12 protein-coding genes are annotated in these 11,859 nt (G+C 39.1%); 1 reads left to right on the top strand and 11 read right to left on the bottom strand.

Features of this window, described 5'->3' with window-relative positions; all coding sequences use genetic code 11:
* Positions 1-5: 5 nt before the first annotated feature.
* From PH210_RS04850 to PH210_RS04820, 7 genes are all read right to left on the bottom strand, one after another.
* Entirely contained in the window at positions 6-872 is an 867-nt protein-coding gene (locus tag PH210_RS04850) for a Ger(x)C family spore germination protein (RefSeq protein WP_289983779.1), read from the bottom strand.
* Positions 872-1,114: a hypothetical protein gene (locus tag PH210_RS04845; protein ID WP_289983475.1), complete on the bottom strand. Its 243-nt coding sequence runs from the start codon at positions 1,112-1,114 to the stop codon at positions 872-874. Before PH210_RS04845 ends, PH210_RS04850 begins: the two co-directional genes overlap by 1 nt.
* Positions 1,107-2,618, bottom strand: a complete 1,512-nt coding sequence (locus PH210_RS04840) for a spore germination protein (RefSeq protein ID WP_289983474.1) — start codon at positions 2,616-2,618, stop codon at positions 1,107-1,109. Before PH210_RS04840 ends, PH210_RS04845 begins: the two co-directional genes overlap by 8 nt.
* Positions 2,619-2,733: 115 nt before the next feature.
* Complete coding sequence (locus tag PH210_RS04835) at positions 2,734-4,161, bottom strand: aldehyde dehydrogenase family protein (protein WP_289983473.1); 1,428 nt, start codon at positions 4,159-4,161, stop codon at positions 2,734-2,736.
* A 16-nt stretch (positions 4,162-4,177) separates the two neighbouring features.
* Positions 4,178-5,809: an acetolactate synthase large subunit gene (locus PH210_RS04830; protein WP_289983472.1), complete on the bottom strand. Its 1,632-nt coding sequence runs from the start codon at positions 5,807-5,809 to the stop codon at positions 4,178-4,180.
* A 2-nt stretch (positions 5,810-5,811) separates the two neighbouring features.
* Positions 5,812-7,404 (bottom strand): FMN-binding glutamate synthase family protein, encoded by a 1,593-nt coding sequence (locus tag PH210_RS04825; protein ID WP_289983471.1) that lies wholly within the window; start codon positions 7,402-7,404, stop codon positions 5,812-5,814.
* 169 nt (positions 7,405-7,573) lie between these two features.
* Positions 7,574-7,696 carry a hypothetical protein gene (locus PH210_RS04820; protein ID WP_289983470.1) on the bottom strand — a complete coding sequence of 41 codons (123 nt, stop codon included), beginning with the start codon at positions 7,694-7,696 and terminating at the stop codon, positions 7,574-7,576.
* A gap of 217 nt (positions 7,697-7,913) precedes the next feature.
* Here PH210_RS04820 and PH210_RS04815 point away from each other — a divergent pair, with 217 nt between their 5' ends.
* Positions 7,914-8,570, top strand: coding sequence for a DsbA family oxidoreductase (locus tag PH210_RS04815; protein WP_289983776.1), 657 nt, complete (start codon positions 7,914-7,916; stop codon positions 8,568-8,570).
* 78 nt (positions 8,571-8,648) lie between these two features.
* On the opposite strand, the gene PH210_RS04810 is transcribed toward PH210_RS04815, so the two are convergent.
* The 4 genes from PH210_RS04810 to PH210_RS04795 all read right to left on the bottom strand — a co-directional run bounded on the left by PH210_RS04810 (position 8,649) and on the right by PH210_RS04795 (position 11,801).
* Positions 8,649-9,563, bottom strand: coding sequence for a VOC family protein (locus tag PH210_RS04810; RefSeq protein ID WP_289983469.1), 915 nt, complete (start codon positions 9,561-9,563; stop codon positions 8,649-8,651).
* Between the two features lie 196 nt (positions 9,564-9,759).
* Entirely contained in the window at positions 9,760-9,888 is a 129-nt protein-coding gene (locus tag PH210_RS04805) for a hypothetical protein (protein ID WP_263297639.1), read from the bottom strand.
* Positions 9,889-9,934: 46 nt separating this feature from the next.
* Complete coding sequence (locus tag PH210_RS04800) at positions 9,935-10,945, bottom strand: DUF3231 family protein (RefSeq protein ID WP_289983468.1); 1,011 nt, start codon at positions 10,943-10,945, stop codon at positions 9,935-9,937.
* A 190-nt stretch (positions 10,946-11,135) separates the two neighbouring features.
* On the bottom strand, positions 11,136-11,801 hold the full coding sequence (locus PH210_RS04795) for an aquaporin (RefSeq protein ID WP_289983467.1): 666 nt from the start codon (positions 11,799-11,801) through the stop codon (positions 11,136-11,138).
* Positions 11,802-11,859: the final 58 nt, after the last annotated feature.

The raw sequence follows: 11,859 nt of genomic DNA, 5'->3' as shown, positions 1-11,859 counted from the left end.
TCTTTTTACTCGCCCATCCCTGCATGAGATAGTTCTATTTTTAAATTAATCTCCATTGCAATAGTTGGGTACACCTTTTCATAAAACTCCTTTTCGTTCCATTTTTTTGAATACGCTCTTGCTAAATCACCTATACCTAAAGGATCGACTTGTTGTTTTTGAAACTTTACGAATAGCTTTTCAAAATCCTTTTTCATTTGTTTTTCCAATTGTTTTTTTAATAATAGATTATTTTGTTTTTTCCTTAAATCTAACCAGTCTGGAAAATCCTTTACCATACCGTTTACTGTTATATTGAATGTCACCTTTGATTTCGAACCATTGTTTCTAATTGATTTTTTGTTTTTTCCATATAAAATAGCTAATATTGCTGTATCCCTGGACTGCCCCTTATGTATGTTGAATTCTGTTTGCCCTCTAATCACTCTTCCTCTTAATATTTTATATAAAAAGCTTTCTTTTTGATCTAAGATAAGTCCCAGTCTGTCTTTTTTTAACACTGCTAGGCCTTCTACTTCAATGTTACCCTTTTGATTTATCTTTAAATATGGTATGGAAGGGTCTCTTCCCTCTCCATAGAAATCAAATAAAAAACTTTGCAACGTTGGAATTGGTACATTTTGAGTTCGATAATTTTGTTCAATCAATTTATATGGATAGTCGCTGTTTCTATCTTTATTTTTCATTAAAAATTCTCCTGCGGGTTCTTCTGAAACAGCTATTAACATATTACTTCCAATCAAGGGATCCCTGCAAACAGTCTTCACAAAATAAGACACCCCATTTACAGCTAGTTCTTTACCAAAGATTAAAAGGTTCAACTTTCCAATTTCTATCGGTTTAGGAGATTGTGCATTTAAAGTTTGTTTTATTAACTGGGATTTCCTTCCTTTCCCCTGTAAAATAGTGCTCCCACCTTTTTTTCATCTTCCGTATAATCAGAATAAAGCACAGTTCCAACATACTGGTTATCAACCTTATCAAAACCTAATACTTTAGGAAGCTGCACATCATCGATAATTTTTTGCCGTGGAAACGAGCAGCCAGGAATAATCAAAATGAGAGGCAAAAGAGCATAAAAACACCTTATATTTTTTTTCTTTTGACTATTCATTATTCATATCATCCTTATCTTGATTTGGTGTATATCTTTTTAGGGAAAGAGGTCTTAAAAATCTGCTTCGTGTCGTTGAAAACTTATATGATGATCGAATAAAACTGTCACGAAAGTTCTTTATTCTAAAAGGAAATAGTGGGACCATATATGGATTCCCCAAGGATTTAAGCTTTAATAAATGTCCTAACAGAAGAACGAACCCTAAGATAATTCCAAAGCCGCCCAAAAATGCTGCAAATAAAATAAGAGGAAACCGGATGAGACGAATGGCATTTGACATTTTAAAGATAGGAGTTGTGAACGAAGCAAGTGCTGACAATGAAACAATAATAAGTAAAACATTACTTGTTAGAGCAGCTTGGACTGATGCCTGACCAATTACAATACCACCTACAATACCCAGTGTTTGTCCAATTTTTGTCGGCAGGCGTGCCCCCGCCTCTCTCAACAATTCAATGGTTATTTCCAAAAAAATAGCTTCTAATACCGGAGGAAATGGAACATGAGCTCTTGAACTAATAAGCGGTTCCAATAAATCATCAGGTACAACTTCATAATGAAAGGTTAATATTGCAACATAGATTGGTGTAGCAAACAACGAGAAAATAACACTAATAATGCGAATGATTCGAAAAAACGACCCAAGTACCCAATTAAGATAATAATCTTCGGGAGAAATGAAAAAATCTAAAATCGTTGTTGGCCCAGTAATAATGTAAGGGGATCCATTCGATAAGATCGCAACTTGCCCCGATACCATCGCATATATAACTCTGTCAATCCGCTCAGTAGACAAAAAAATAGGAAAGGGAGTATTTGAGTTATCTGAAATAATTTGATCAATTTGGGAATTGTCGAAAATAACATCAAAATCGATATCCTTCAATCGCTGTCGAACGGTTTGAATATATTCCGGATTGGTAATACCATCCAAATATGCAATAACTACTTCTGTTTTGGACATTGTACCTATTGTTATTTCCTCAAAAACTAACTCCGGAACTGCTATTTGCTTTCTTAACAGATGAAGATTAATACCAATGTTTTCTACAAACCCAACTTTTGGGCCAATTACACTAAATTCATTTTCAGTATCATTATTTTCTCGATAACCAAGATTCGCATTTTCAACATTTATCGTCAAAAAATCTTCACTGGAAGCCTTGAACTGAAGAATAACATAGCCTTTGATTAGTCTTTTCTCAATATCTAGGGGATTACTTGTTACATGGACGTCCTCAAAAGGAATATATTTTTTTATATCATTCATTTTACTAATTTTCTTTATATGTTCTTGAATTGACGGTAGAAGGAGATCATTTATTTTTTTGGGATCCACCATACTTTTATAGTAACTAATTGTAATATCCTGTTCTTCAGATAAGGAAAATTGATGGAAATCACTCGATTTAGCAGCTTGTTGAAAAATAGTTTTTATTGACTTTGTTTCGTTCTCAGACTTTTGATTATTTAAAAACCGATCTATAAACTTGAAAGACATTTGTATCACCAAATGGATTTGAATTTTCAATTTATTGCTATAGAAGGAGGAAGGTTCAGACTGATATCGTTCAAAATGGATACTATTTATGGGTCATGAGAACCTTCCCCACGGTCTACTTTAATTTAATGCCAATAAATTTCAGCTCTGTCATTTCTTCGATGGCATATTTAATTCCTTCTCTGCCTATCCCACTTTGTTTAACACCGCCGTAAGGCAGATTGTCCTGCCGATAGGTAGAAATATCGTTAATCCAAACTCCGCCAATTTCTAATTGGTCTGCTACCCTGATGGCTCGGTCAATATCCTGGGTGAACACTCCCGCCTGCAAACCGTAAATGGAGTCATTGGCATATCCGATGACTTCCTCTTCTGTATCAAACGGAATGACAGATACGATCGGTGCAAAAACCTCTTCGGCGATGATTTTCATATTGCGATCAACATTGGTCATGATGGTCGGGGAAAGTATGGTCCCGTTTCGTTCACCACCCACTTCTATTTTTGCTCCATTTCGAACCGCGTCATCAATCCATAGCTTTGCCCGCTCGGCTTCTTTCTCGGTAATCATAGGTCCAATGTCTGTCGCTTCCTCCATTGGATCTCCAATTTTTAAAGCCCTTGTTTCTTGTTTGAACTGTTCCAAAAAGGGCTGATAAACATTTTTTTGAACAAAGATTCTTTGAGCATGGATACAAACCTGTCCTGAAAAAGAAAATGCTCCAACCACTAATCTTTTTACAGCCGTTTCTATGTCTCCATCTTCGAAAATAATATTAGGGGAATTGGAGCCTAATTCTAGTGTTACTTTTTTAAATCCGGCGGTTTCGCGGATTTTCTTTCCGACTGCTAAGCTTCCTGTAAACGAAACTTTATGGACTTTTTCGTGTGTAACAAGAGGAGCCCCAACCTCTCCCGTTCCCATTAACAAATTTAATGCCCCATTCGGAAGGCCTGCTTCCTGAAATAACTTGACTAATTTATAACCAGACACTGGTGTTTTCTCGGCAGGTTTGAAAACAATCGTATTCCCTGCAGCAATCGCTGGTGCAATTTTATGCAAGGACAGATTCAGCGGAAAGTTAAAGGGAGTGATGGCTCCCACTACACCCAATGGGATTCGTTTCACCAGCCCCATTCGATTTTCCCCGCCAATGGCTGCATCCATGGCCAGAACTTCCCCTGTAATATTTTTAGCAAGTTCAGAAGCAAACCGGAGGACCTGAACAGAACGATTGATCTCATCTCGGCTATATTTGATTGGTTTTCCAGCCTCTTGAATAATGGTGTCTATAAAGTCCTCCGGCTTTTCTTCTAATAGGTCGGCGGCTTTTCGTAAAATATCGCTCCGTTGATGTGCAGGCATCTTCTTCATCGTAGAATGAAAAGTTTCAAAGGCATTTTCTACTGCATCATTCAGATCCGTTTCAGTCGCTAAAGCTAATTCCGCTACTATTTCTTGGTTGTAAGGATTTTTTACTTCAAGTGTTTCCCGATTAGGTTCATTTCGCTCTTGACCATTGATAATCGAACCGAGCCGCATGTTGATCCTCCCTTTCTTAGCATTGAAGATGACTTAATTTCTCTGTTAATTTCATGTTTTCACTATAATCAACTGGGCAATCAATAAAGACTGGTTTGTTCATGGCTATGGCTTTTTCTAGTGCAGGCTTAAGTTCCTCTGCCCTGTTAATTTGCATTGCTTCAAATCCGTAAGACGAGGCAAGCTGTACAAAGTCAGGATTTCCAAATTTAATATGGGAAGGACGGTTAAACTTTTTCATCTGATGCCATTCGATTAAGCCATACCCTTCATCTCTCCATAATAAAACAATAATCGGGAGATTCAGCCGTTTAGCTGTTTCTAACTCAGCGCCGGTCATTTGAAAAGATCCATCCCCGCAAACAGCGACAACGGTACGATCTGGCTGGGCAAGCTTCGCCCCTATCGCTCCAGGAACCGCGATCCCCATTGATGCAAGCCCATTCGAAATAAGACAGGTATTCGGTTGATAGGTATGGAACATTCTCCCCATCCATACTTTATGGGCCCCCACATCTGAAACCACAATATCCTCTTCTTTTAAAACAGCACGTAAATCGGAAATAATTTTCTGAGGCTTGAGTGGGAAGCTTGTATTGTCACTAAATTGCTGCAGCTCATTCAGTGCCTTATTCCGAACGTTCAATACCCATGAATTATTCCTTTCTCCTGGGGAAAGAACCTTATGTAACTTTTCTAAATTCCGTTTGATATCTCCTACTACATTTAGTTTTACAGGATAATATTGATCGGTCTCTGCTTCTTCTGTATCGATGTGTAAAATGGAGGTGGCACCATTAGGATTCCATTTAGATGGAGCATACTCTGCAATATCAAAACCAATCGCGATAATTAAATCAGAATGATTAAATCCACAAGTAATGTAATCATTCCCGCCAATGCCCGCTGTAAGTAAACTTAAATCATGGGTCCAGGGAAGAGCTCCTTTTCCCATAAAAGTATGGACGACTGGTATATTGATCTTTTCCACTAGAGCCCGTAATTGATCAGCAGCATTTCCTCTCGTTATTCCATTACCTGCTAAAATGATGGGATGCTCAGCCTGTTCAATAAGCTCGGCAGCCTCTTTGATGACTTGGTCCCCTGCTTCTGTTAAAGTATGGACGGTTCCCTTTAAGGGTGTTCCCTCGATCTCCTTTCCAGCAATATCATTGGGAAGATCGATGTGGACTGCCCCTGGTTTATCTTGAGTCGATACTTGAAATGCTTTACGAACTGCCTCAGGTATGATTTCTCCCTTTTTTATTTGTGCATTCCATTTTGTTACAGGCTCATAGATATGAATTAAATCATAATATTGATGACTAATTTTATGCTGCCGGTCTAAACTAGCTTGGCCGGTTATCGCAACAATGGGATTCAAATCCATGTTGGAATTCGCAACACCAGTTAAAAGGTTTGTTGCTCCTGGCCCTAAGGTGGCTAAGCACACACCCGGTTTTCCGGTTAACCTCCCGTAGGTCCCTGCCATAAAAGCAGCACTCGTTTCATGTCGGGTTACGATAAATTTAATCGTTGAATCCAGTAGAGCATCCATCAGATCGATATTTTCCTCGCCTGGTATCCCAAAGATATATTCTACATCCTCTTCCTCTAAACACTTCACTAATAATTCAGCTGCCTTCACGATTACACACCCTTTACAATGGATTGATACACTTCTTCTAATGAATAAACATGATCTCTTTCGTCTTTGTAAACGATATGTTCAGGTTTAAAATGCACGGGGGAATCCAAACCAGCTGCTGCAGCCAGACGGAACAACCCTTCCCGCATACTGATTAAATAATTAGCCGTACGATACTTTTTCTCATCAATGACAAGAGCCTTTTGTAAATGGGGATCGGTTGTGGCTACACCGACCGGGCAAGCATTTGATTGGCATTTTAAGGCTTGGATACAACCTACTGTAATCATTAATGCCCGTGCAATATTGACGAGATCTGCCCCCATCGCAAGAGCAATAGCGATTCGATCAGGTGAAAAAAGTTTGCCTGAGGCAATGATTTTCACTCGATCACGGACGCCATATTTGATGAGGGCATTGTTTACTAATGGAAGCGCAGCTTTAATCGGCAGTCCAACACTGTCAGCCAGCTCCTGATAAGAAGCACCTGTACCGCCTTCACCACCGTCTACGGTGATAAAATCGGGGCCTTTTCCGGTTTCTTTGATGGCTTTTGCCAATTCATCCGCTTCATGCACACTTCCAATAACGCATTTCATTCCAACCGGTTTGCCTGTTTCCTCACGAATCCGTTCCATAAAAGTAAAAAGGGACGGGAAATCACTAAATTCTTTAAAACGATTAGGGCTATCGATGGATTTAAATGGTTCTACCATCCGAATTCTTGCGATTTCCTCTGTTACTTTTTCTCCATCAATATGACCGCCGCGTGTCTTTGCCCCTTGAGCTAATTTAATCTCAAACGCTTTTATTTGAGGGATTTGACTTTTCTCCTTTAATGCTTCCCAGCTGAAATTTCCCTCTCTATCTCTTACCCCAAATAATCCGGGGCCAATTTGCATAATAATATCGACTCCGCCTTTTAAATGATATTCAGATAATCCGCCTTCGCCTGTATTCATCCATGCCCCCTTTGCAATAGCTAAACCTTTTGAGAGTGCGGTAATGGCATGCTCACCTAATGAACCATAACTCATTGCGGACATCCCGATTTGCCCTTTTACAATGAAGGGGTGTTTTAAATTTTTTCCAATCACGATCGCATCCTTATCGTCTAATAAATAGGCGGATGATTCATTTTCCTCTAACACTTCTTTTTTCTGTGTAAATAAAGGTTCTTTTATCAAGAGATAACGATTCGTCGTTACTTTTGTCTCTTGGTCCATTTTTAATTCCTCTGTTAATTTAGGAAACATGGAATTTCGAATATAAAAACCAGCTTCTTCAAAATCCCGTAGTGAACCATATCCCATCACATTACGTTTATACTTTGCTTGTTTTACAATATGTTGAAAATCGATTCGAGAAAAAGGTTTTCCCTCTTTGTTACTATCAAATAAGTACTGACGAAGCTCTGGTCCAATTGTCTCCAAAAAGTACCTTGCACGTCCTAAAACCGGATAGTTACGAAGAATGGGATGCTGTTTTTGCGTTCGGTCGATAAATAATAAATACAATCCTACTACTAGTAAGACCAATACAAACAAAACCAATAAAACAAATACAATGATGATCATAACGTCGGCAATATTCATTATCATTTCCTCCATAAGTAAACACTTAATTGATATTAAAAATGGAATTTATAATGATAAGATTCTCTTTATGGGGAAATTTATCCTTAACGAAAATATGAGCTAAATGTAAAGAGCCTGACCTCAGGTGTGGTAACGTATTTTCACACCAGAAGTCAGGCTGCCTAAATTAACTTACACTTCCTTCGAATTGTACATCCCAATCATCGGATTCATCGTTTGTTTCACAATCGTCAACTTCTGAATAAAGGATGGAATCAACTGCTATTCTTTTTATTTTCATGAACTCCAATCAATGTCCCCTCCTAATTTGTTTATTGTATTCGTATGCATGTCCAACCAATTTTGTTAGGGACAATGGTTTAGAAATTATTAAATGAGTGGAGCCAAACAATTCTTTATATCTTTAGAAAATGTATTGAATTGATATACTAAAGGAATCACCGATTAAGGAGGAAATTGTCATGTTAATAGAAATGTGGACTGATTTTGCTTGACCATTTTGCTATATTGGCAAAAAGCGTCTGGATGACGCTATTCAGAAAATCGATTTTCCTGTTGAAATTGTGTATCGCTGCTTTGAATTAGATCCGTCAACAGGACGAGATGTTCCATATAATGTATACGAAAGTTTATCCAAAAAATATGGGATGAGCCTCGATCAGGCTAAAGCGAGCTGCCGCAACACGGAGCGCATGGCTCGGGACGCTGGATTGGAGTATCACTTTGATAAGGTCATTTTAACCAATACTTTTGATGCTCATCAATTAACGTTGTATGCAAAAAAGTATGGGATGATGAAGGAAATGACCGAACGACTCTTGCGTGCGTATTTCACCGAGGGTAAACATATTGGTGACCACGCCACACTTGTTCAGCTGGCTGAGGAAATTGGATTGGATGGTCCGGCCGTGAAAGAAATGCTGTCAGGTAAGGAAATGAGTGATGCTGTTTACGCAGACGAAGTTCAAGCCCAGCAATACGGGATTCGAAGCGTACCCTTCTTCCTCATTAACAAAAAGTATTCGCTGACCGGGGCTCAGCCTCTTGAAACATTTGTTCAGGCTCTCAAGCAAGTCATGCAGCAGGATGGTCCCTTCACTAACTTAGGCGGGCAAAGCGGTGCCACTTGTGATGATGATGGTTGCGAGATTCCGGAGAAATAGACATAAAGCATGCCGAAAATAAGCAAGCAGTGAATAAGCACTTGCCTATTTTCGGCTCATTGATCATTTTGATTATCTTTATCCCTTGTATGCTTCTCGTAATTTTTCAAGATCAAATTTCTTCATTCCAAGAAATGCTTTCGTTACACGCGCACGTTGCTCCGGTGTGCTCTTGCTCATCATTTCGTCCATCGCACTAGGCACAATCTGCCAGGAAATTCCATATTTATCTTTCAGCCATCCGCATTGCTCGGCTTCAGGAACTGCAGAAAGCTTTTCCCAGTAGTGATCAATCTCTTCTTGTGTGTCGCAATACACCATAAAGGAGAGTGCCTCGTTAAAACTGAATTTATGTTCATGCGCGCTATCCATTGCAGAAAACCACTGGTTTTCAAGCATGAAATCAGAGAACATGATTGTTCCTTCTTTGTCAGGTTCCATGCCTTTAGGATACCGGACCATTAGCCCTTGTTGTGCATTCTTAAATACAGATAAATAAAATTGAATCGCCTCTTCCGCTCTGCCACATTTATCTCCGACAAACAATAGTGAAGGCACAAACGCAGGCCGCTCTTCCCCTTCCGGGTTGGTAAGCATTAACTGCCAAGACAAACCATATTTATCCTGAATCCAGCCAAACTTCTTACTGAACGGATACTCACCAAACGGCATTAACGCTGTGCCGCCTTCGGACAATTTGTTCCAAACCTCAGTTATTTTTTCACTAGCGTCTTTTTCTCGCGAAGGGTCAAAATTAACAATGAAAGACACAGACGGATTGAGCTTGAAATAAGGTCCTGCACTGATGGCCATGAACTTCTGCCCCCAAAGCTCAAAAGTGACTATATCGGAGTCGCCAGAAGGTGTGTCTTTGATTGTTGTTACATTCGTAATTTTGGAGTCTGGGAAAATGGAAGCATAGAATTCTGCAGCTTCTTTTGCCTCCTTGTCATACCATAAATGCGGAACGATTTTTTGATTTGTTTTCGACATAGATTTTCCTCCTTCATTTCAAGCCAAGAGGACAGTTCTTTGGCCTGGGAACAGTCCCTGCAGCAAATAATATCCCTTTTTATTTTAGCACTTTTTTCCACTATTCTGCCAAGCCGAAGGAGAAAATCATTTCAAAAAGAATATTTATGAGTCATTTAAAAAGAAGGTACTGAACTCAGTATCCTTCTTTTTGTAATTATTGTTTTTTCAATTCATTAACAATCTCATTAATGCGTTTTTCCACTTCATATAGGTTCTTCTGCATCCTTTCACGACGACCGGTCAAAACCTGCAATTCCTGTTTTAATTCCTCTGTTTTGCTCATGATATCCCCTCCTGAGAATTTCTCTAACCTGCTTTTTATAACCACCTCATTTTTTCTTCAACGCTAATTCCCTTCTGTCTTCGGCTAAAGGAGGTTGTTCCAGCCAACCGTTCTCAATCACCATATCCATCCAATCATTCCCAATTTTCACATCACCAGAAATGGCCATCATGTAATGTGGAGTCAAGTCCCTTCTGGGTGAGGACGCCCATCCCGTTCCGTAATACACCATGGCGGTTGAGAATAAAAATCCGACCTGATACATCATTAGCTTTTCTGAAAACGGAGAAGTGGTGGATTTTGTCACTTCCGCTTCTAAAGTGGGGGGTGCGGGCAGATTTTCCTTATTCAATAGGTCATGAAACATTTGGATGTGGCTGTCTTTTGTTTTCACGGCATCCAAAAAAAAGGCTCGAACCTTCTTAGATTGAGCGACTTGGCAAAAGGCAACTGTGACTGCTTTCGCCATGATGCTCTTCTTCAAATTAAAGTAAATATCAGTAATCTCAATACAACTTAACGGCCTTTTTTCCCCAAACCAACCTGCTATAAAATTATCGTCTTTGACAAAATCGGGTTTTTCAGGTGGAAAAACCACTGGGGGGCGATAGTACAAGCCTTTTTCCATCAAAATATTCTTTGTCCGATTACATAATTCAATGGCAGAAGCATTACAACTCGTAAAATATTCACGAACGTCATGTCGAGCACTTGTGGTGAGCGCTCCGCTGTACCCATGACAGCTATGTATAGACATGATATTTAAAAAATGCAGACACAATACATCTGAAAAAAGGCGTGGTGTGTTTGGTATCATGTCATGATTCGTAAATCCGATTGGAATTGGAAAACCTTCATTTAAAAAGAATTCTTTTATTATCTTCAAATGTTCGGTACCGAGTGAAATCGCATATTCAAAAACATCTATGATTTCCTTGTCCTCTAGGTGTTCAATCATGTGTTTATGAAAGCAAAGCCCTGCTGTTTCGTTTAAATATTGTGTCCAGAGGGCAGCAATCTCTGCAGAAGTCAATTTGGTTTCATGATTGGAATTCACACAAGACACCTCATTGTTTTTTCATAGATTGTCTTACATGGAATTGAAATATACCTTATCTTTATTTAACGAAACACCCCTAAATTGAATTTATAAACCGGAACTTTATCTTTCGTGGTGGAATGAAAAATAGAATGACAAAAAAGAGTGTACCTAAAATGGTACACTCTTACGTTTAGAAATTTCCATATTATTTTTCCGTGTCAAATATATATTTTCCTACCCAAGCTGCGATTACACCGCCGACAATTGGGGCGATGATATATACCCATAATTGAGAAACGGCATCGCTCCCAGCAAATACTGCTGGTGCAAGGCTTCGTGCAGGGTTTACGGACGATCCGGTCAATGGAATGCCTAATAGGTGAACTAATAATAACGTTAAGCCAATGACAAGCCCCGCGAAAGATGCATTTCCTTTTTTACCTGTTACGACCATAATTACTAAAATGAAGACAAAAGTTAAAACAGCTTCCACTAAAAAGGCTCCTGATGATTCAAGATTGGCAAAGCTATTTTGACCTAGATTCGAAGTAGTCTTGTTCGATAAATTTAAAAAGGTTTGTAATAGTGCAGTCCCTAATAATGCACCAATGACTTGTGCCACGATATACCCTGCTAGTTCCTTTGCATTTATTCGCTTATTGACAAACATAGCGATAGAAACAGCCGGGTTTAAGTGGCAGCCAGATATGGTACCAATACTGTACGCCATTGCAACTAAGGACAATCCGAAGGCGAGGCCAATACCAAAAATGCCGATTCCATCCACTCCGCCGCCTAAAACAGCTGTTCCAGTTCCGAACAAAACCAGTACACATGTGCCAATCAATTCAGCAATCCCCTTTTTCAACATAAAAATTTCCCTCCTCACAAGTGTGAAAACGTGATTTTGTAAAGAATAGGGTCATTTT

Origin of the sequence: Paenibacillus sp. BSR1-1, from assembly GCF_030403775.1 — a bacterium.
GTDB lineage: Bacteria > Bacillota > Bacilli > Bacillales > Cytobacillaceae > Neobacillus.
Note: the sequence above shows the minus strand (reverse complement) of the source record. Positions and strands in the feature narration are given on the sequence as shown.